The sequence below is a fragment of the Lachnoclostridium sp. An181 genome, assembly GCF_002160325.1.
GTDB lineage: Bacteria > Bacillota > Clostridia > Lachnospirales > Lachnospiraceae > An181.
On sequence record NZ_NFKJ01000026.1, the window covers coordinates 1 to 23,818 of the forward strand.

The 23,818-nt window shown below is 43.3% G+C and carries 8 protein-coding genes; 2 read left to right on the forward strand and 6 right to left on the reverse strand.

Features of this window, described 5'->3' with window-relative positions; translation table 11 throughout:
* Positions 1-878: 878 nt before the first annotated feature.
* The 6 genes from B5F18_RS11505 to B5F18_RS11525 form a co-directional block, all read right to left on the reverse strand.
* Positions 879-7,037 carry a glycoside hydrolase family 2 TIM barrel-domain containing protein gene (locus B5F18_RS11505; protein ID WP_087157800.1) on the reverse strand — a complete coding sequence of 2,053 codons (6,159 nt, stop codon included), beginning with the start codon at positions 7,035-7,037 and terminating at the stop codon, positions 879-881.
* Between the two features lie 238 nt (positions 7,038-7,275).
* On the reverse strand, positions 7,276-7,950 hold the full coding sequence (locus B5F18_RS11510; protein ID WP_087157801.1) for an FIVAR domain-containing protein: 675 nt from the start codon (positions 7,948-7,950) through the stop codon (positions 7,276-7,278).
* On the reverse strand, positions 7,947-8,108 hold the full coding sequence (locus tag B5F18_RS12530; protein WP_162607591.1) for a hypothetical protein: 162 nt from the start codon (positions 8,106-8,108) through the stop codon (positions 7,947-7,949). The genes B5F18_RS11510 and B5F18_RS12530 overlap by 4 nt, the downstream gene beginning before the upstream one ends.
* Positions 8,109-8,220: 112 nt before the next feature.
* Positions 8,221-8,448, reverse strand: coding sequence for a hypothetical protein (locus B5F18_RS11515; RefSeq protein ID WP_087157802.1), 228 nt, complete (start codon positions 8,446-8,448; stop codon positions 8,221-8,223).
* A 291-nt stretch (positions 8,449-8,739) separates the two neighbouring features.
* On the reverse strand, positions 8,740-13,977 hold the full coding sequence (locus tag B5F18_RS11520; RefSeq protein WP_087157803.1) for a glycoside hydrolase family 2 TIM barrel-domain containing protein: 5,238 nt from the start codon (positions 13,975-13,977) through the stop codon (positions 8,740-8,742).
* 81 nt (positions 13,978-14,058) lie between these two features.
* A complete protein-coding gene (locus B5F18_RS11525; RefSeq protein WP_087157804.1) occupies positions 14,059-20,349 on the reverse strand; it encodes an endo-alpha-N-acetylgalactosaminidase family protein in 6,291 nt (2,096 codons plus the stop codon).
* 183 nt (positions 20,350-20,532) lie between these two features.
* On the opposite strand from B5F18_RS11525, the gene B5F18_RS11530 reads away from it, so the two are divergent.
* Positions 20,533-22,020 (forward strand): hypothetical protein, encoded by a 1,488-nt coding sequence (locus B5F18_RS11530; RefSeq protein WP_087157805.1) that lies wholly within the window; start codon positions 20,533-20,535, stop codon positions 22,018-22,020.
* A gap of 469 nt (positions 22,021-22,489) precedes the next feature.
* Positions 22,490-23,665: an IS110 family transposase gene (locus B5F18_RS11535; protein ID WP_087157806.1), complete on the forward strand. Its 1,176-nt coding sequence runs from the start codon at positions 22,490-22,492 to the stop codon at positions 23,663-23,665.
* The last annotated feature ends 153 nt before the right edge of the window (positions 23,666-23,818 follow it).

Here is a 23,818-nt window from a genome sequence, read left to right on the forward strand (position 1 = left end):
TTCCTAACTTACGCCTTTTTTGAAAAATACGTCGTAGGTCTATTAAGGTTACCCTTTTGTATGAAAATCTTTTTAAAATAACTCTTGACTATTTACCAAATTGCTTTCTATTTCTGATAAATATTTATGGTTAAAGAGCACGGTAAAATCCTCGCTCTTCGTACCCGTTTTTTACTCCCATAAATCCTAAAAAAACAAAAAAAACCAACTCTTACGACCAGGAATTTTTTCCTACTCGTAAAATTTGGTTTTGCCTGCCTTGCAGTAACAATCCGCTCTATAGACTTTATAGTCTATATATACCATTATTACCAATTTTTTTCAAGATTATTTTAATAATTTGTTTATTTTTTTGTTTTTAAAATAAATTATTTTATATAAAACGCCTTAGAACGCTCTTCTCAATAAATTGTAACAACAAAGTAGGCAAGCTCACTTCAGCTCGCCTATGTCCTCAGGAGCTTGGACACTTTGGGCACCGCACAATACCACAAAGCGGTAAAATACCTCATTGCAGCGTGTGAATCCTGCCCGGAGGGCTTTTATTCTATAGGGGGCGCCCAAAGGACTTTCCTGTAGAGATTAGGTTGTCAAAAGGGTGATAACCTTTGATACAATATAGAAGGGAGAATAATATTGGTGCCGCCAAAGAGCATCGGATAAAAAAAGTAGAAAAAATACCAACACATGGTAAGAAACAGACCCGATTGCATTTGGCTTTAAAATCCGGGCACTAAATTTACAAGGTACAACTCAAAATCAAATTTATTTTAAAATGTGTTTTGACACCTTAATCCTATAGAATAAAAAAACGGGAACAAATCCAAAGTTTCGGATTTTGTCCCGTTTTTTCAACAGCTGGCAAAAGAATTTGTTATTTATCTTTTCTTTCTCACCATCGCTCCTGCTGCTGCCACAAGTCCCATAACCGCCCATACTGACGCTGTTGCTGCATTTGCAGTATCACCTGTTTTTGCAGATTTTATGGTTACAGTTGCCGTATCAGATGCATTGCCGCTGTCACTTGCTGTGCAGTCTTCTGCAACCAAATAATCCATTGCACTTTGAAGATCTACTGCTGCTGTCTCTACCTGTTCTTCAGTTGCCGCATCATCTGCATATACTGCCTCTGCTGCCGCAAGTGTTGTTCTCATAAGATCAAAACTTGCGGCAGCATATTCACTTTTATCCAGCGCAGATGCTGTCTGAATCAATGTTTCCAGAAGGTCTTTATTTGGTTTGAGCCTTAATTCACTCATCTCTTTCAGGAGATCTCGCCATGCAGTGTTCACCTCACCCTGAGATGCCAATTCATCTGTACATACTTCATTTGCTACTGCAAGTGCATCTGCAAATCCTTCCAGGCTGTCTGGGATATACATTTCTGTGTTAATCTGTTCTGCCGCTTTGATCACTTTTTCCAGGTCTGTCTTGTCCGCAGCCTTAAAGGATAAATACTGCATCATGGTGATAATATCTTTCCAGCTCTGATCCACCATTGCCTGAGTGACTGTGGTATCGCCTGAATTCACTCTGTCCAAGATATTCTGGCCATTTTCCACTGCTGCGTTGAATCTGTCGAGAACAGATGAGATCACGCCTTCTGTGTCAGCGCCAGCTACAAGTTCCAGTGCGTATTCCAGAACTGCTGTGGAGATACTTCCCTCAGGCTCTTCTGTCTCTTCTTTTTCCATTACTGCTTTTAAGAGGAACAGCTGGTCATACATCTGTGCAAATGAGAATCCTTCTGTTTCTCTTTGTGCTTCTGCCTCAGCAATCTGTGCGCTTAATTCATTGTACACATCACTGCCTTCTGTAAGCTCTTCCAGTCTTGCTCTTGCCGCATCCAGCATCTTGGTCAACGGTTCATCAGAAAATTCAGTAACAAACTGTGCGTCACACCAGTCTGTGTGATCGTCCGCATTTCCATCACCTGCATCTGTTGTCACAAGTCTTAACTGCTTTGTGCCTACAGGAATCGGAAGATAAATGGAAACCAGTTCTGTCAGTTCTCCGATAGTTCCTCCAAGACTTTCTCTGGAATCATAGATCAGCTGATCGTCTGCATATACTTCATAGGTTGCACTTGCCAGATTTCTTCCCACATACTCTTCTCCAATGCTGACATGGTCAATTCCAAGATCTGCTTTGAAATACAGCGCGTGTTCCGGAACTGTATAAATCAATTCAGAGTTTGCATGTGCGCTGACACCTTTTTCGTATTCTTTGTAGATCTGGCGGTCCTGTGCATCATTTTTCTCCAGAATAGTCAGGGTATCTCCGTGGATTCCCGTATCAATTCCCATGTCGCCCCAGCCTACTGTTACAGAGTCTGTCTCCATATCACTGACATACTGCTGCATCTGTGTTGCTGCGGTAAAGTTGATTCTGTACGTGTCGCGGAATGTCTCATTTTCTACAATGACTTCTGCGTAATCCGGAAGTGTAGTGATCTGTTTTTCAGAAACAACGCTTGCCCCTTCATTTGGCACTACTTTTACTTCCGGGATACCTTCTGTTGTAAGTACATAATCATACTCATGATCATTGACAGCAAATTGGCTGTATTCTACGCCATTGATGGTAAGACCATCCACAGGAAGTCCTGCTGCCTCTTTTTCATCCAGCCATGCTTTTAAGTTTAATGCTGCTTTGAATACTTCTTCTGCTGTTGCGTCCTCAAGTGCCTCTTTTGCTGTCTCAATCTGCTGTTCTAATTCTTCTTTGTCTTCCGCTTTCTTTAAGCGTTCCATCATCTCTTCTGCTCTGGAAATCTGATTCTGCAAAATTGTAGTATCCAATTCGGAATGCTCCAGTCTTGCATCGCACCACTCTGTGTGGTCATTTCCATTGTGACCGTTTGCATCTGTCACAAGTCTTAACTGGCTGATTCCTTCCGGAATCTCAAGTTCCAGAGGAATACCAGGGGTTTTGATCGTCACTTCCGGACTTTCGTACAGCAAGGTGTCATCTGCATACACACGGAAAATGGCATTTGCATCATTTTCCATATTTCTTCCTGTGCTGACATAATCAATACCAATCACTGCTTTAAAGAGATCATAGCCTTCCGGTACTGCATATACCAGCTCAGAAGATGCATGCGCGCCCACACCTTTGGTATATTCTTTGTATACCGGATTGTTGTTTTCGTCATATTTTTCCAAAACAGTAAGCACATCGTGGCTGCCGTCTACAGTCTCGTCTCTTCCGTATGAAGGCCATCCATTGCCCTTGTAACCCACTTCTACAGATTGCGGTTCCAGATCGCTTAAATATGTTCTTGCATTCTGCAGTTCAAAATGAATGACATATTCTTTGCTGCCGTAATCATTATGTACACGGACAACTGCATCCAGATTATCTGCAGTGATCTGTCTGATTTCATCGATCACTGCTCCATTGATCGCCTGTGCATCCACAACTGGAATCTCATCTGTGATGGAAAGTGTTTCTGTGTATTCTGTCACATCCGGATCAAATCCTTCCAGAGCCTTTCCGTTGATCGTAATCTCAGAAATCATCGGACTTTCCGGATTGAATACTTTCTGTTTTGTCTCCTGCATTGGATCTGAGTCAATGGCTTTCAGGGAAAATCTGTACTCATGCACTCCTGTTGTAAGCTTATACTGTGCATGCGGCTGCGCGCCCCATGTATTATCTCCGCCAAGCCCGCTCTGGTGTTTCAGGATTCTCAGAACAATATTGTTTGTGCGGTTCAGGTTATGCTGATAAGTATTGGAGTCCAGGTCTGTGATATCCTCAGGCAGGTAATGAAGAGCATTTGCCTCCAGAAGTTCATTAAAGTTCTTGGACATAACAAGAAGTCCGGTACCTTGTTCATCTGTCAGGCTCATCCATCTGACATCTGTATGGTTACCTGTCTCCTGTGGACGGATATACTTGAAATACTGATCTTCTACTGTAGATTCATTTACCTTTACAGTTGCACCCTGTTTTCTGTCCCAATACGTCTCGCCGGAATTTCCATACCATTTCAGGTTTTCATATGCAGGATCAAGCTGAACCAGCATACCAATCTCCGGTATATAGTCATCACTTTGATTTACATCACATTCATAGTTGACTTCCAGCTCTCCGTTTGCATAGAAGAAATAGGTCAGCACAAGTGTACTTACCGGTTCTGTCTTGATCTGAACAGATGCTGTTACTTTTGCATACTTGTCAGATGTATCCACAGAAATATCCGTAAGCTCTGTATTCTTTGGTTTTCCACACCATCTGTCATATGCGCCCTGTCTCTCGCTCAAAGACCATACCCATGTGGAAAACGCATCATTGTCTGTAAGCGGTCTGTAGAAACTTGGCACAAGCGGGGATTTTAACATCTCTTTTCCGTTTGCCGTAAATCCTGTCACGAATCCGCCCATTCCGCTGCCTTCTGTTCCTGCTGCTTTGCTGATGGTAACTGTTGTGCCATTTGCTGTCAGCTCAATATTTTCTTTTGTTTCATTTACTTTTATGTTGTCGTAAGAAGTCAAATCACTGACAGCTGCTTCTTCTTTGCCAAGTTCCAGCTGTTCCCATGCAATCACAAGATCTTCTTTTCCTGTGTGTTTCTGCCACAGCTGTTCTTGACCGTCCTTATAGGACACTTCAAAATTCAGGAAATACTCTGTTCCCTCTTCCATGTCTTCAGGCACTGCATCCATAGGGATTGTGATTTTCGTACTTTCCCACGGCGCTGCATTTAAATCATCAATCAGTCCTTCTGCAAGTACATTTTGTCCATCTGTAATGTTCCAGTTTACCTGGACTGCAGACAGGTTGGTATCCATAAAATGGTTTTCTACTGTTACAATTCCCTTGGCCAGTTCTGCAGGAGTTGCTTCAAACCATATCTTCTGATACTGGTATTTTACTTCTGTCCCCTGAGGTTTGATGGTCCGTTCTGCTGTCACGATTCCGTTTGCGCAAAAGTTTCCTGCACGTTCTTTTGGAGTTCCTTCCGGCCCCCATGCTCCGCCATAACTTAAATACCGCTCTCCGCTATCCTCATCTGTCTGCCAGTATGCCTGATCTACCAGATCCCATATGTACATTCCCTGTACTTTGCGGTTGCTCTCCCACGCATCTCTGTACTCATCCATTGCTCCGCCGGAATTCCCCATCTGATGTGCATATTCACACTCGATCCGTGGCTTGCTGCCATTATAGCTCTTAATGCTGCTTGCCGAACTGTACATTGCTGACTGCACATCTACTTTTTCGTTGTCTCCGCAGTAATGAGTCACTCTTGTAGGATCCAGTGCTTTTGCATGGCTTTGTGCTGCCCCAAAGGCATCTCCTCCGCTGGACTCATTTCCAAAAGAATACATGATGACAGATGCATGGTTCTTATCACGGTTGATCATACGGTCCACACGGTCCACAACATTGATGGTCGCCTGCGGATCACTTTGCGGAATAATACCCTGTTCTCCATGTGTCTCCATATTTGCCTCATCCATAACATAAAGTCCGTAATAATCACAAAGATCATAAAAATACGGATCATTCGGATAATGGCTGGTACGGACGGTATTCATGTTCAGTTCTTTCATCAACATGACATCCTGTTCCATCAGATCTCTTGGCACATAATGTCCGCTTTCCGGACTGGTGTCGTGACGGTTGGTTCCTAAAAGTTTTACATAATTTCCATTTATATAAAGAAGTCCTTCTTCATTGATGTAAAAATTCCTGAATCCAACTGCATGGCTGACAGTCTCCACAATCTCACCTTGTGGATTTCTTAATACAAGTACTACTTTATAAAGGTTCGGATGATCTGCGGACCATTTTGCAGGATTGATGACCAGCTGCTCTGTCTCACAAACATAGTCGCCCTCCAGATAGGTACCTGTTTCCGCGTCCGTTTCACTCATATAATTGTCTGCACTTGTGACTACTGTCTGGAATTCTCCAACAACCGCAGCATCTTCTCCTGATGCGCCGTATTCATACAGTCTGCTCTCGAGTGTGTAGCCTTCTGCAGTGCCTCCATCCTCATTTGTGATGTTGGCTCTGACTTTTAAAAGTGAATTTACATTGTTGTCATCCAGCTTTGTCTCGATCTTGAAGTCCCTGATATTTACTTTTGGTGTGGAATACAGGGAAACATCACGGAAAATACCGCTCACACGGATGAAATCCTGCGCCTCAAAGAAACTTCCGCCTGACCAGCGGTATACGCGCATGGCAATCTCATTTTCCCCTTCCTGAAGATAAGGGGTGATGTCAAATTCGGATGAATCAAAACTGTCCTGGTTATATCCGACAATCTGTCCGTTGATGTAAAGATAATAACAGGACTCTACTCCATTGAACCTTACAAATACTTCTCTTCCGTCCCAGTTTTCCGGAAGGGTGAATGTGCGTACGTAAGTTCCGACCGGATTATAGCTGTGCGGGGAATAGAGTGTTGTTCGATCTCCTGTACGCGGCAGTACATTTCCGCTGAATCTGTTCTGATAACGATTCATAATGTCCTTGGAAAGATTGTTCATTCCCGGAGACCGCCAAGGATAGTTTTCATTTACATAGATCGGGTAGTCTTCTGTGTCTGCAGTTTCCTCAGACCAGTCTGCTGTCTGCCAGTTTTTCGGCACCTGCATGGTTCCCCAGTCACTGTAGTCGAAATCTTCGGCTGCAGGATCCGGAAGATTTTCATCATCCGGGCTCATGGTCAATTTAAAATTCCAGTCTCCGTTCAGTGAGCGGTGGTACTCCTCTCCACCTGCTGTCTCTCTTTTCCCAAGCTCTGCCCCCTCCAAAGCTGCAGAAATACTGTCATACGGCATGAATGTTGTCCGTGCACGTTCTCTGTTTACGGATACAATATCCATGTTCACCCATTTGCCCTGATCTTCATCCCAGTATACATCCCATTCATTGAATGCGACTTCTTCTGGCTGCGAGTACATGGTACTCTCTGCCGGCTGCGCCGTCGGCTCTTCCTTGGCTTTTACCGGAAATGGAATGCTGGTGAGCAATAATGCTGCTGCCAGTCCCAAAGCAAATTTTCTTTTTCTCACACTTCTTCTCCTTTCTGTTTTTTCCTCCTTTCTTTCCGCAATTCCCTACATCTCCCCTCCTCGTGCAGATATTTCTGATTTTACAGAATATCATACCGATTTTATTATAACACTCACTTTTATGTACTGATATGTCAAAATTCTAGTATTTTCATATAAATTTGTATTAAACTTTAAAAGAGCCAACCCGCCCGTTCTTTTTTCGCGCTGATTGGCTCTTTCCTAAAATGTTTAGATTTTATTGTTCTGCTCTTCTTTTCACACTCGCATACAGTGAAATCATGGCTCCTGCTGCCATCAACAGTATAAGTGTTCCATAGGCATCCATATCACCTGTTTTTACAGATTTTGCGGTTGTCTTTGCCTGTGTACTGCTCTTGCTGTCATCTGCCGCACTGTTTCCACTTTTATCCGCCTTATCATCTACAGTGACATCTCCTGCGGATGCCTGTTTTACCTTCAGGCCTTCTTTTGCGGATGACAGCTGTTTTGCCGCATCGTCTACAACCGCCTGATCATCCTCGGATAATACTGCATCTACCAGCACGCTCTGTGCTTTTGCAAGGGCTGTCTTAAATACTTCTGCACTTTCATCTGTGTAGTCTGTAAGTGCGATGCCCTGCGCATCGTTCACCAATGTTTCCAGCGCCCTCTTGTCTGCTTTCAAACGAAGATTTACCATTGCCTCAAGAAGAGCCATCCAGGACTGATCCACTTCCTCCTGCATTGCATCGCCGTCATCATATACAATTCTTGCGGCTGCCAGTGCATCTGTGAATTCCTTCTTGCCTTCCTCCACGTAGGAATCAAGCTTTCCTTCCATCTCTGCCGTAAGAGCAATGACCTTTTCAAGGTCTTCCTTGTCTCCCTGTTTAAAGGACAGATACTGCCTCACTTCAACCAGCTCTCTCATGCATTGTCAATCTGATCCTGTGTGACGGATGTGTTGCCTGCTTTGACTTCATCAAGAATTGTCTGTGCCGCAGATTTTGCGGTTTCAAAACGCTGTACAACAGAATCGATCACTCCGTCTGTGGATGCTTTTCCTGCAAGTTCCAGTGCGTATTCCAATACTGCTGTGGAAAGATCGCCGTCATTGTAAATCCTCCTGCTTTGTCTGTGCTGCGCACAATCACAAGAGCTTTACCGGAAAACGCATCGATATTTGCTGTTTTTTCACTTGTCAGAACACTTGGCTGCTGAAAATTTCTGTGGTGGAAGGATTTCCATTGCTGATTGTCAGATCTTCCTCATTCCAGCTCTGCGGCACAATGTGAAGGGTTGTCTTATTTTCGCCCCACTGACTGGAATAGAAGTAATAAGAATCTTCCGGGAATCCGGTAGTGTCGATCACACCAAAGAAACAGGAGTTTGGAACTGTTTGGATGGTCAATGAATTATATTGTATCAAAAATTATTTTTATCATATCATCCATTTTTTCGCAATAAATACAACTTTTTTGTGAATTTTTGCCACTTGCGTTTTTCTTTTATAAATGAGTTCAACAGGATATGGGGTTATTTGATGATTTTCATTGATTATACCCAAAAAATTTTATTCTTTTCATTTTATAGTCATTTATTTTAGGAAATTTCGCCTGATACGGCATGAACATTTAAGAAGACAAGAGAGATTCCCCCACTTGAGAATACTCTCCTGTCAAAAAATAATTTACTTAATCTACCTTAAAATAAAAACAGATTACTTTTTCAGATTTTCCAGTTTGTCTTTACTTGGAACTTCTCTCAGACCGAAAATTGCATTGCGCAGATTTACATATGCCTCATCTGTTTCCTTCTGAGTTGGATCTTCTTTTTCCAGAATTTTTCTTGCATGTTCCAGTGCTGCTGTAAAGTTTCCAGCTGTTGTATCCGTGAAATCATGCAGTCTGTCTGTATATCTGTCGGCACTGTCTGAAAGTTTCTTCAGTTTAGATTGATCCACGGGTTTCATAACCAAAGCATCCAATGCATCTTCCAATGCATCTTTTGCAGCATCAATTATATTTTGAAGTGAATTTTCATTTGCAAGCACTTCTTTTGCCTCTGCCAGAGCATCTTCCAATGCTTTTCTTGTTATATCTGTATAGATTGTAAGATCCATTTTATCTACAGTTTCTACCAATGCTTTCAGTTCTTCACTGTTTCCTGTCATAGAGAGCAGCTGCAATTTATCAACCAGTTCGCTATACGCACGGTCAACCTGACCCTGTGTCGCCTGCTCATTGTCATTGACTGCAATTGCATCTGCTAATGCTTTCTCAAACACCTCTTTTGCAACAGGCACTACATACTGGTATTGCGGAAGTTTCTGCTGTTCCTGTGCATACATAATCATTGTCTGAAGCTCTGTTTTATCTACAATCTGACCTTCTTCTGCCAGTCCATCCACTGCATTTTTTAATACTTTTACAGCTGCGTCTGCATCTGCCTGCAGTGCTTTGCTGTCGACCAGTATATTACGCGCATTTTCTAACGCATCTTCAAAATTAGCCCAACTCTCATCTGTGTAGTTTCCCTGCTCCATTCCTACATACTGTTCATAACACGCCTGAAGTTCAGACTTATCCGCAGGCGCTGTGTATGGTCGTACACTGAAATAATCCAAATTCCAGCCTCCCGTAACAGCATTCAGTCGGATTGTATACTCTCCTGTTTCTGCGAACTCTACAACATCTGTGTAAGTCTGCCAATCCTGCCAGCCACCTGTAGCCGGAAGTTCTGTTGTTGCCAAAGTTTCCCCGTTAACTTCAAATCCGACTTTTCCCACGCCTTTATTGACACCTACATTGTATGCCACCTGATAGGTTCCAGGTTTTTCGATCGTGATATCGTATTCCATCCAGTCGCCGTCATCAATATATGCCAGCCACGAATCCTGAACCTGCGTTCCGCTTTCATTTACATAGTTTTCTCCCTCGATCACAGCCTTCAGATTCGTATCTGTAATTTCAAAATAATCGATATTCCAACCGTCTGAAAGCGCATTCAGTCGAATCGTGTACTGTCCTGCCTCCGAAAATTCTACTGACTGCACAAAAGTATCCCAATTTTGCCAGCCTCCTGTATTTGGGAATGTGGTCCTCGCAAGACTCTCTCCGTTTGCCAGAAATTCCACACCTGCACTGTCACTGGTTGAGGCAACGCCATAATAAATATAATATTTTCCTGCTTTTGGAACGGAAACCGTGTATTCCATCCAGTCTCCTTCACCGATATATCCAAGTCCAGGTCCGTCTTCTCTTACAGTTCCATCTTTCTGAAGATAATCTTCCGCCTCAATACGGCAAGGCACTTCCTGACCTGCGTATGTAAATTCCATGCGGTTTAACTTCCATCCTCCGGATCTTGCGACCACTCGAATCACGTGAGACCCTTTTGTCAGGGATACCATTTGCTCATAATCCTGCCATTCGTTTCCTTGGGATTCAAATTCTGCATAATTATTTAATTTTCCATCTACCATCACATCAAAGTCTGCAGTAACTCCCTCATCTGCCATGGTGCGGTATTTCAGTTTATACATACCTGTGTCAGAGACATTTACTCTGTAGTCCAGGCTGTCATTTTTGTCAATTGCTGTGACATTTAGTCCTGCGCCTTCATCAAAGCACTCCTCTGTCTCGATTCCAGACATTGCAAAATAGTCTTCCGCCTCTATGGTGCCAGGAATTTTCTCTTCTTGTGCATACAGTTCTTTCTGACTTTCTTCCATAACCGGATATCCTGCTGTGATTGGAGTCAGACGGAAGGTCTGTGTATAGGAACGTCCAGATCCATATAAGGTATATTCCGGCAGTTTATCAGGTCCGAGACCAATCCCAAGCCCCATCTGATGAAAATCCACAGTCAGAGTGATGTTTTCTGATTTCTGTACTTCATATGGATGCAACACAGAAGAAATATCTTCCTGTGTATAATTCAATGCGCTAAACTCAAACGGCACCTCTCCCACTTTGGAAACCATCAGACCGGTTCCCTCGTCATTTGTCAAAGTCACCCATCTGGTATCTGTCCGGTTTCCGCAGTCTTGAGACTTGATATATGGCTGATACATTCCCTCTACTGTATTCTTATACACGCCAATGTCAGCTGCATATTTTCTATCCCAGTAGGATTCCTGAGGTCCTCTGCCATAATACTGAACATTGCTGTACTCTGCAGGCAGTTCCATTCTCATTCCGTATCTTGCCAGCTGATTCATTCCGTTTCCAACATCCATGCTATTCTTCACCACTACATCTCCAGATGGATAAATGGTGTAGGAAACTGTACTTCTAGAATTCGCTGCACCTTCAAAGATGTACTCCACTTTCACAATCATTGCTTTTTCACCCTGGACACATTCCAGATTGTAAATCCGAGGCTCATAATCCCATTGAGAGACAGTTTTCCATCTGTCATCCACATTTAAATCATTGTCGATTCTTGCACGCCAGTAATTACCTTTTGGACCTTTTTCAAGCAATGTTTTCCCATCTGCCTCATAAGAAGAAATTCTTCCGGTTGTTTTATCAATAGCAAGATTAAAGTTTTCACCTGCAACCTTGATTTCCGTATCCGTTTCTTCTACTGATTCAAATTCCGGCATATCTGCCTTGTCATATTTTTCCGGTTCTTTTTCTCCAAATGTAACCGTAAACTGTTCTTCGTCTACAACATGTCCTTTTTGTGCATATTTGCTGTCGTTTTTCAATGTTGTTGTGACGTTCACCCAATACTCTGCCCCCGGCTTTGTCTCAGGAATTTCATAAGGCAGAGTCACCGTTTTTTTCTCAAGAGGTGCAATATCTGCTTCTTCATCTGTTAGTGTACCACTTGCTATCACAGTATCATTTTCTTTTAATTCCCAGTTCAAATTGTATTCATTTACATTGGTGTCGATGTTGGTATTTCTAATCTCAATCTGACCTTTCATAAGATCCACTTCGTCAAACAACACTGCCTGGTATGCTTTTTTCACTTCAGAAGTGACTGCTTTGACCGTTCTGTCCGCATTGATGATACCGTTTACACAGAAGTTGTTATTATTCGGATCATCACCCCAGTCTCCGCCGAATGCAGGGTACATGCCCTCTCCATCCGGTATCGGTGTATATATTGTCTGGTCAACCCAGTCCCAGATACATCCACCCATCAGGTTATCATATTTATTGAATACTTCCCAGAATTCTTTTAAGTTTCCGAAAGAGTTTCCCATTGCATGACCGTACTCACATACGAAAAACGGTCTTGTGTTTCCACTCTTTCCGCGGCTTTCCACTGCGCTGACTGACGGATACATGACAGAATCCATATCCATTCTGGAGTCGTCTTTTTCATAATGAGTAAATCTGGTGTCATCAATTGCCTTTGCTGCGTTTACCATAGAAGTAAATACATCGCCGCTTCCGGATTCATTTGCCATGGACCAGAAAATAATAGAAGGATGATTTTTATCCCGCTCCACCATATTTACCACACGGTCTACACAGGCAGGTCTCCAGGTGTCGTTGTTCGACGGTAAAACGCTGTCTAGACCCTGGGATTCCATATTCGCCTCATCCACAACATAAATTCCATATTCATCACACAGATCATACCATTCATTGCAGTTTGGATAATGAGACGTTCTTACCGTATTGATATTGTACTGTTTCATGAGCTCAATATCTTTTTTCATCAAATCATAGGATACGGTACGCCCATATTCTGGTGATGTCTCGTGCCTGTTGACGCCTCTTAATTTCACCTGTTTGCCGTTTACCATAAATGCACCACTGGATGCGAATTCCAGTTCACGGAAACCAGTTCTTGCACTTGTCATCTCCACAACTTCACCGTTTTCATCTTTTAATGTCAGTACAGTTGTGTACAGGTTCGGTTTTTCTGCGGACCATTTCAGCGGATCTTCCACTGTTGCACTCATGGAGCCCGACACCACTTCGCAGTCCATTTTATCAGTTTTCACATTTTCGCCGGCAAAATCGATTTCTGTTACAAGGGGGCTCTCCAGCACCTTCTGTTGCTCCGCATCATACAACTGGGCCTCTACCGTATATTTCCCCGGATCTTCCAGATCCAGATTTCTCACATCCACATTAACATCCAAAGTCGCATCTTCGTAATTTTCATCCAGGTCTGTCTCAATCTTGTAATCAAACAATTCTACCTTGTCCTTGGAGTACAGGTAGACATCCCGGAAAATACCAGAAAGACGGATCATATCCTGGTCTTCTAGATAACTTCCGTCAGACCAGCGAAATACCTGCAGCGCTATGGTATTGGTCCCGCCCGGAATAAGGTAATCTGTGATATTAAAATCAGACGGTGTATAACTATCTTCTGAATATCCTACTTCATGTCCGTTTACATACAGATAAAAAGCAGATTCCACCCCCTGGAAGGAAACGAATACTTCACGTCCATCCCAGTCTTCTGGAACTTCAAAGTCTCTCCTGTAATGTCCCACCGGATTGAACTGCGTCGGAGCAAACCCTTCTATGGTTGCCGTTCCTCCCGGATTTCCGTTTCCCACTGTTCCTGTCCACGGATATATATTGTTTACATAGATTGGTTTGTCATACTTAAATGTGCGTCCGTCTTCTTTCCGGACAGTCTGCCAGTTTCTCGGAACTTCGATATCATCCCAGCTGCTCACATCATACTCTTTTGCAAAGAAAGCATTGTCACGCTCTGCGGGTCTGGATACCCATTTAAACTTCCATGTTCCATTCAGCAACTGATAATAGCATGACTGATTCTTGTCCTTTGTCAATGCACTTTCCAGATCCTGGTATGCCACAGAGTCTGCTTTTGCAGGTTCTCTGTTTACCTCAAACACTTCCGGCATTCCGGTCCACTCTTCCACTTCATTGGATGGCATGGCAAATGCTGCCAGATGGACACTTGTGGCAAGCATAGCAGCCGTCAGAACAATTGATACCACTTTTTTTCTCATTCACGCTCCTCCTTTCATTCCCACAGTTTTTTGAAGTTTCCGGGCTTTGTTACAAAACCCGGTAACTTCATGTTCATTTACTTATCTCACTTTTTTCCTTTTAAAGGAAATAACTGCAAATACTCCTGCACAACCCATCAGCATCATGAGTATAACTGCATCCGCCTCATCTCCTGTTTTTGCTGATTTCACATTCTCTGTATTTTCTGCTGTTTTATCTGTATCTGCATTATCATTTGGGCCGTTTCCACCATTTGTATCGCTATTTCCATTTTGTACATGCTCAGTCTGATCTTCTGTTTCCCCTTTGGATGCCTGCATATTATCAACTGCTGTCTGAAGATCTGCTGTTGCTTTTGCAACTTCCTCTTCTATTGCCTGTTCGTTGTCATATACTGCAACTGCTGCTGCCAGTGCATTTCTGAACACTGTTACGCTCTCTTCATTCGCACCTTCTGTATCGAGACCTTTTGCCTCATCAATGAGATTCTTTAAAGCATCTTTATCCGGTTTTAGACGAAGGTCACTCATGGTTTCCAGAAGATTTTTCCATGCCTGCTCTACTTCATGCTGCATAGCATCTCCATCTACAAGCACAGCCTCTGCTGCTGCCAGTGCATCTGTAAATGCGTTCTGGCCTTCATCCAGATACAAGCCAAGATCCAGCTCTTTTGCCATTGCAATGACTTTCTCAAGATCTGTCTTGTCGCCCTGTTTGAAGGAGAGATACTGCATGGCTTTGATCAGATTATGCCAGCTTTCATCAATCATGCGCTGTGTAATACCTGTTTCTCCTGCCTGAACATCTGCAAAGAGTTTTTCTGCATCTGCAAGCGCTTTTTCAAAGTTTACTTTTACTGTATCGATCACACCAGTGGTATCTGCTGTCTTTGCAAGATTAATTGTATATTCGAGAACTACTGTGGATAATTCTTCTGCTGATACAAGCCCATCTACTGCTTTCTGCAGTGCATCTTTTGCTGTATCAATATCATCCTGCAATGCGTTTTCATCATCCAGAACAGCTTTCGCCTCATCCATTGCATCCTGCAGTGCCTGTCTGGATTCTTCTGTATATCCGCTTAGATCCATCTGGGATACTTCATTGTACAATGCCTGTAATTCTTTTTTGTTTCCTGTGAAATCCAGATAATGCGTCATCTCAAGAAGTCTGTCATATGCTGCGTCAACTTCTTTCTGCGTAGCATCTGCATCCTTATAGACTGCAATTGCGTCTTCCAGCGCTGTCTCAAAAGCTTCTTTTACGATTGGGACCAGATATTCATAGGAATCGTCTTCCTGACAACTCTTTGCATAATCAATCAAATCAGACAGTAATTCTTTGTCTGCAGCAGGAGCCTGCAAGGTCAGATCAAATCTGTCGATATTCCATCCGCCTTCTACAACATTCAAACGTACAGTATATTCTCCTGCCTCTGCAAATGTCACTGTACCGCCGTCAAAATTTTTCCAGATCTGCCACCCGCCTGTGCCCTGCAGAGGAGTTGTTCCCTGAGATTCTCCGTTTACCACAAACTCAACTCCTGCAATCTGAGCGCTGCCATTTGCACCAATCACATAGTTCAATGCATAATTTCCTGCTTTTGGAATGACAATCTTGTATTCCATCCAGTCTCCGGTGTCAATATATGCCACATAGGTAGGAGGATCATCCTCAAACTTTGTACCGTTCTCTGCTGTATAATCTTCAGCTTCTACTTTGACCACATTGATTGCAACAACAAAGCTGATTTCCTTATTGTCAAATTCCGGAAGTTTTCCGGTCACTGTATAGTAACCTGCAAAGTTCTCATCCTCTGTACACTCATCCCATACAACCGGTGTTTCACTTACTTGCCCCTGGTACTCCACTTGAAGTGTATCTGGCAGACCTTCCATCAATTCTGTGATGGATTCTGCTTTTGTAGGAAACTTGGTTAAGATTTTTACTACTTCTCCGACATCTTTTACTGTAAAGTTATCCAGAACGCTGCCTTTCTCAATTCGCACAATATAGTCGGCCTTATCACCTGTTGCAAATGTAAATTTACTGTGTCCAGCTGAGAAACCTTTATTTAAAACCTGATTAGAGCCGTCAGATTCAGACTGTACATATACTTTTCCGCCTCCTAGTGTATCAAATTCCATCTGATACTCACGGTTCGGTTCCAGTCTCATGGTTGCCGGGCTTGTACGGACTGTCACATCTCCCTGTCCGTAATGACCGTATAATTTCAGTGACCAGTCTCCAGAAATCGTGTCGTTTGTATATGGAAGATGTGTTTCTGAGAGATGCGGAACACCATCTGCCGAACGCTCCGGATTGAAGATACCGTATGCGCCCTGTTCTACATATTCAAACGTCTCATTTGCCACATATCCTTCCGGAAGATCCGGTTCTTGTGTTTCCACAATCCTTGTTTCCATAAAGGTTGCAACGCCATCCGCAGATTCGCATGCATCACCTGAAAGTGTGACCTTTGCAGTTGTCTCGCCTTTCGGCTGTACAAAGTCTACCCACATTCTCTGTACCATCTTACCTTTTGCGTAATTGTCAAAATACTGATTTGACATAAACACCTGATCCACATAATTTCCATGCGTCTCTCCGTCCGGAGTAACTACTGTCAGGCGCGCTGTCTTTCCATTCTCTGCCCCTGCCTCTACTACAACTCGGTATTTCTTTCCGCCTTGCAGGCCTTCCATTGTCTGGCTTACCTGTCCTGCCTCTGTACCTCTGATTGTAAGAATGGATACGCCGTTTCCATCGTCATTATACTGGATATCTGCACCTCCGTCTTTCTGCCAGATGGAGAAATCACGGCTGTTAAATCCAGTGTCTTTCAGCTGACTACCAACACTCCACTCTGTTTCATCTGCTTTTGCCTCTCCTGGATAAACCACATATGGAGTTTTTGCATCTGCATTGATAGTCACCTGTCCATCCACAACGTCAATGGTATCCGCAAGTTTCTTTCCTGTCTGTGTTGTCTCATAGAGATATACACTGCTTAAATTAGACCAGCTACTCGGAAGCGTCCACGTAGTCTTGCCGCCGTTGCTGTTCCAGTGGTAAATCTTTGCAGACTCATCCGGATTCTTTGTCTCGCTGTCTTCATCATACCAAGGGATAAAAATCTTTCCCTGACCATCTGTGATTTTGTTTCCGTCTTTTGTGATGACCCAATTTCCGGAAGTTACATTTCCTTCAAAGGTTGCAGAATCATTTGTCTGTTTTAAAACATCATGACACATCAAGTATTTTTGTGGCAGCTGATTCGTGTAGAACTGTTCTACCATGGTATTGATATTGTTATTGTGCTGCCATGACATCATAGATGCTGCACGTGAATATCCCCCCCAGTAAATGGAGCTTGACGGATAAATGTCTTTTTGTGTGTTGTATACAAACTGATGAATACTATTAGAACTGGTTCCTCCTGTGCTGTGAACCCATACACCAAAACGCTGTAAGTCTGGTGCATTCTCTGTGGCAAACATTTCAGCTCCATTTCTCAGCATATTTCCAACCAGTTTGAGTTCCTGCCAGCGGTCACTCTCCCAGCAGTCTACATATACAAAATCAAGATCCGGTGTCTGTTCAAATAATTTGTTCAGACGGTCATCAAATGTTCCCTCCAGCATGTCTACATCACGACGGATATATTTGGACTGGTCCATCCATGCCCATCCATCCACGCCTGACATATTATGATCATTGAACATCTTTGCTTCCGGATAAGCTTCCTGATGATTGATATGAATACCAAAATCAGAATTAATCTTATCTGCCTCTGCGATGGCAACATTCATATCTTTTGCATCTCCTGCACGATGGTTGATATCTTCATAATCTGCATGTCCGGAGTCATGACCTTCGTTTGCATATCCTTTGAATACCAGGTTCTGTCCAAATCCATCCATGTAGTTGCTCAGACGTTTCATATTGTCTGCAACCTTCAGGAACGGCTGCTGTACCCCACTTGCAAAGTTGTATCCCACATGGAAGAAACGGCGTGCTGCCTCATTTCCTCCAGGGATTACACCAGATGTCAGTTTTTTCAGCGCATTGGCTCCGTCCTGCCAATTCATCTGGTCATCACCGTTTGTATCTTCTGTAATCATGATACGGCAATACATATCTTCCTCTTCCGGTTCAGATGCAAAAGGAAGAATTTTTTCTCCATCCAGACCTCGGTACATAAACTCGTTATTCCAGAATCCTGCACTCACTTCTCTGTCCGGCAGATTGAATGCAGAATATACAAATTCGTCACCGTCCAGATATACATTATTGAACATAGATGCAGACAGCTCATCTGTTGTGATGATAGGGATTGCTACTCCAAACGGAGCTGTTGTGGAGATATTCTTATCCGCAATTGTCTCATGGATATCCTGAATGCCCCAGTTTCCAGGTCCTTTGTATACCCAGCTTGCATCCAGTTTTGCTCCTGCCTGGGTGCTGTTTGCAGAAATTAGCGGTTGTTTTGGAAGACCGATGGAGTTGACCTGTTCCCCTTTCGGCTCTTCAATATTGACAATTTTCATCTCAACAATATGTTTTTCCAACACCTGGAATGTCACATCAAAGGTAACTCCTGTTGTCTCCGGATCCGGAGTCACATGGTAAACCAACTTATCTTCACTCTGTTGTGTGATTTCTGCTGTTGCAGGAATATTGACAGAGTTGATCGTTACATAATTATAGCGAAGTTCTGATCCGTTCATGGTCTTTCCATTGAGTTCATAATCCTTTACTCGCGGGAAATCCTGATCCAATTCTACGCTCAATCCATCTTTTGCAATGGAAACAGTCTGGCGCTTTCCGGACTCTTCCTGCAGAGGATTCAGTTCACGGAATACTACTTTTTTCACAAGAACATCTCCGAGATCACCATTTAAAAGAAATCCCATATTTCCAGGAACTGCTGTAGCCTGACCGATTCCCTGTGTATGGACTACCTGATCGTCCATCCACAATGTGATTGAGTCATTTTCAAAGCGCTGTTTAATCTTGAAATCTTTTACCCCGTCGCGAGACATGACGACATCTCCGTCCAGTGCAAAATCCGCAGATGATCCGCTGCTGTTTTTAAATCTCCAAATCGGCGTGCTGCTGACATAACCGTCAATTGCAAGTGCCTGCCAGGAACTATCGGACTGATCTGCGCGAAATACACAGCCGATTCCGTGATTTGCCTGATCTCTTTGCCAGTTATCATGAAGAAATTCAAAGGTAACCTCGATTTCTCCGTTCATTGCCATGGGAGCCAACTCATTAACAAGAACATTTCGTCCTGTCACTCTCATGCCGTCCTCCTGCAGTGCGAATTTTCCGTTACCTTCCAGGCTCTTCCACATGTCAATTCCCTGATCAGGAGTCCATATATATTCCTGTGCATGTTCCGGATCATATTTCATAATCCATAGTACTGCTGTGCTGCCTTTTTCAAACTGGAACTGAAGCCGGAAATTATTTGTCTGTGCTGCAATATATTCCTTTTTCAGCACAAATGCCCCATTTTCAATTACATAATCTGTACCTTCTACCAGTTCTTTATCACCATTGCAAACAGACTGCACAGCATCACCGTCTCCAAAACGGATCGGAACAGATACATCTTCTGTTCCCCATACATCTTTGTCAATCTGTTCAATTTCTCTGTCAAGTCCGGAAGTCACGATCTCTTTACGCCGAATATTGTCCAGCGTGATCTTCTTTCCACCTCTCCATATACGGAAACCATATGTACTTTCTTCCAGTCCAATCGGACTTTCAAAAGAAGTCAGTTGCTGTTCTTCCCCATCTACAGTCACATAGACTGTAATATTGTTGTCCACAGTTTCCATTCTGAGATGATAAGTTTTGTCATACTCAAATCTTACACCAGCCAGATTATCAACACCTGCATAAGATTCCGAACCATCTTTACGTCCTGTACGCTCCAACCCTGTACCATTTGTAATCGCAAAACCTTCGTAGTTCTTTCCATCTGCAACACGTGTTGCAGGTGCAACTGCAATCCAATCTCCCTGTGTAGATTCTGAAAATGTGATATCGTATTCTAGAGAGCTGTTTTTATACTTTGGCGCATCGCTGTCAAAAACAACCCAGCCTTCATTTCCAGTATCTTCTACGATTTTTCCATAATCAATAGTGACTCCGTTTCCATCTTCATCCGGTACAATCCATCCATCCTGAAGTTCTACATTTGCATCATCACTCTGTCTTTGGAGCACCCATCCGTCCTCATCCGCGTACGTGGTAGGTTCTGGATCTTGCGCCAGCGTCTGTACTGGAAACATACTTACGGTCATGACTGCTGTCAAAAACACACTCATCATCTTTGTTCTGAGTCTTTTTCTCACACTTCTCTCCTCCTATCTTTTCCATAATCTCTCGGAATCTTAATCCCTTGATTTATAAAGGGTTTGGATTCCTTTTTTATTAAAATCCCCCACTTTTTTTGTCAAAAACACTTGACAAATCGCCCAAAATTTGCGGCGCAGCCGATTGAATATATCTTATTTCTTTCGACTGGAGGCGATTTTTTGTTACCTGTTAATCCTGGCGGTCATGCCGCCTATCAAAACTTTGTTGCTACAAATCTTCGTAAATATTATCCCAATCCTGATGCCTTTTCACCGGCTACCTGGGATATCATCGAACGTTTCTGGAATCTTGATCTTTCTTATACGGATGATCTTCTGCGTTCGAAATACTCTGTCTTTGGTCCTAAGCCCAGAACCCCTTCCTGTATGCAGCGCTCTTATCTGCTGTCTATTCATTTCAAGATCCATTCTCTGACTGACTGGGCTGCTCAGTTGAAGATCAATCCGCTTTATGCGATCCTCAGCGGTTTTGAATTCGGTGATACTCCCGGCGTCGGTACCTTTTATGACTTCCTCAGCCGCCTGTGGGATTCTGAAGACTCTAATCTCTCTTCCCATCTGCGCCCTGCAAAAGAGAAAAGGATTAAAAAGCCTGCTCAGAAAGGGGCGAAGGCAGAATCTGTCGAAAAGGTTTCCGTTGATCAGTTACTGGGGCAGTTGGAAGCAGCTTCTTTTGTGTTAGATGATCAGCCTTATTCTTCCCTGTTTAAGATCTATCATCGGGAATTTCTGAGTCAGTCCATAACCAAAGGACTGATAGATCCTTCTGATCTTTCCCTCGCTGGTGATGGAACACCTGTTGTCACTTCCGCAAGGGAACGAAAGCATCCTGCCTGTGACTGTTCGGAAAAAGGGATCTCGGATTGTTCCTGTGACCGTTTCTTTTCCCAGCCCGACTGCGATATTGGATGGGATTCTTCCAGAGAATGCTTTTATTTCGGCTACGACTTATATATGCTTGTCGCCGCGAACTCAGAAAGTGACCTCCCTGTTTTTCCTCTGTTGAATCCTGCCTCAAAACATGACTCCCTTGGCTTTCTGGAAACCTGGTTCCGAATGAAAGCTTTCCTTCCTGATCTTCATGTCAGCAAATGGCTCCTGGATTCTGCCCATGACGCGATGCCCTATTACATTTACTGCCGCAAGAACCACATCCAGCCCTTTATCGACCTGAATATAAAGCGGGGCATTAAAGTAAAATATAAAATTGATTTCACCATCGGTGAAGACGGCGTTCCCGTCTGTAAAGCGGGAAGGAAAATGCGTCATGACGGTTCGGAGCCTTCCAAGGGGAGGCTGAAATTCCGCTGTCCTCTGGCCAGCCGGAAATACGGCTGTTCCTGCACACATCCCTGTTCGGATTCCAAGTATGGCAGGACAGTCCATCTGGCTATGAAAGATAACCCAAGACTGATTAACTTCCCGCCCCGTGACACGAAAGAATGGAAAAAGGAATTCAATGCCCGGACTTCGGCAGAACGTTCCAATAAACGTGAGAAAATAGACTTTCAATTAGAAAGCGGCAGACACCGCTCTACTAAGATGTGGTACTGCCGCCTCTATCACATCATGATGCTGCAACATCTTGATGCATGGGATCTGCCTTTCGAATCTCCATTACGTAAGTTGATTTTGGAAGTAGCATGATCCTTGATTATTATATCGCATTTTTTCAGATATAGCGACAGCTATGTCTATTTCAGCATGTCTATTTTCACTCTATTTTTTACTTTTTAGATAATATTTACTTTTCAAAGTTCAACGCCAGCGTCTGCTGGCTGTGATCACTCAGGATTCCGAGAGATCATTTCCTCATTTATACTGTGTCTATATTGGCGCAGATACGCGCCCTATATTTTTCTTTCCTCCTCGTATTATATAGTAGTAGTATTTATAGACCCTCTCCAAGGTCTGTATGCTATACTGTTTAGAGATACTGTGGATTGGTTTTTTTCTCCTACCACTTGATGGTTACAGAAAGGCTCCAACCACAGTCTCTTTGTATAGTTGTTAATCAGTTAGATACCGCATGACGGTTGATTTAGAACGAGGTTACAAGCGCAGAGAGCCCTGTGGTCCCAAGCAGTATCTAAATCTATTACTAAGGAGTTTTCTTATGATCTACGTTGGAATTGATGTCGCTAAGGATAAACATGACTGTTTTATCACTAACTCAGATGGTGAAGTCCTCTTTCAGGTTTTTACTATTCAGAATAACCGGGATGGTTTTGACGATCTTTTTGCCAAGATCCATTCCATTTCTACAGATGTGTCCAATATAAAAGTAGGACTGGAAGCCACCGGACACTACTCTTACAACCTGCTCGGTTATCTCATTGACAAAGGTCTCCCCACCTTCGTCATCAATCCGCTCCACACAAATCTTTACAGAAAAAGTCTCAGCCTTAGAAAGACGAAAACGGATAAGGTTGATGCCCGAACCATTGCTATGATGCTCATGTCTGATGTGAACTTGAAGTCCTACTCAGACACATCTTACCACAACGAGGAGTTAAAGTCACTCACTCGTTACCGTTTTGATAAGGTTCAGGAACGCGCTCAGCTCAAACAGTCTGTCTCCAGGCTTGTTACCATTCTCTTTCCGGAATTGGAAAAACTTGTTCCCACGCTTCATATTGCTTCCGTCTACGCCCTGCTTTCCGAGCTTCCCTCTGCCGGAAAGATTGCTTCCTGCCATCTGACGCACCTGACGAAACTGTTGGAAAACGCCTCGAAAGGCCGTTACAGCCGGGAGAAAGCAGTTGAAATACGAGAGGCTGCCAGAGTCTCCATTGGCTCAAACATGCCTGCCAAATCCATGGAATTGAGGCATACTCTTAAACTGATCGGAGAACTGGATTCCGAGATCTCTGAAATTGAATCCGAGATTAAACGGATCATGGATCAGATTTCTTCTCCGATCCTTACCATTCCCGGGATCAGTTATCGCATGGGCGCGATGATCCTTGCTGAGATCGGGGACTTTTCCCGCTTTGATTCACCGGATAAGATCCTGGCGTACGCTGGCGTTTCCCCATCCACCTATCAATCCGGGCAGTTGGAATCCTCTTATTCCCATATGGAAAAGCGGGGCTCACGCTATCTGCGTTTTGCTCTGATCAATGCCGCCAAGTATGTCTGTCACTGGGATGAAGCATTCGGTGCATATCTTCAGAAGAAGATTTCTGAAGGAAAGCACTACAACGTTGCCATTACACACGCCACAAAGAAACTTGTACGGTTGATCTACACAATGGAAAAATCCGGCATGCCTTACAGAAAAGCAGCGTAACTTTTTCTATTCAATCATCCTTATATTTGAGCACCGATATACGATGCTCTGTTTGTCATGCGATTTTCAAGGTACAACTATATCTGAAATGCGTTACCGCAATTCATTCACAAAATCTCCATTTTAGACTTGACTTTTAATAGTTAGTCTTTC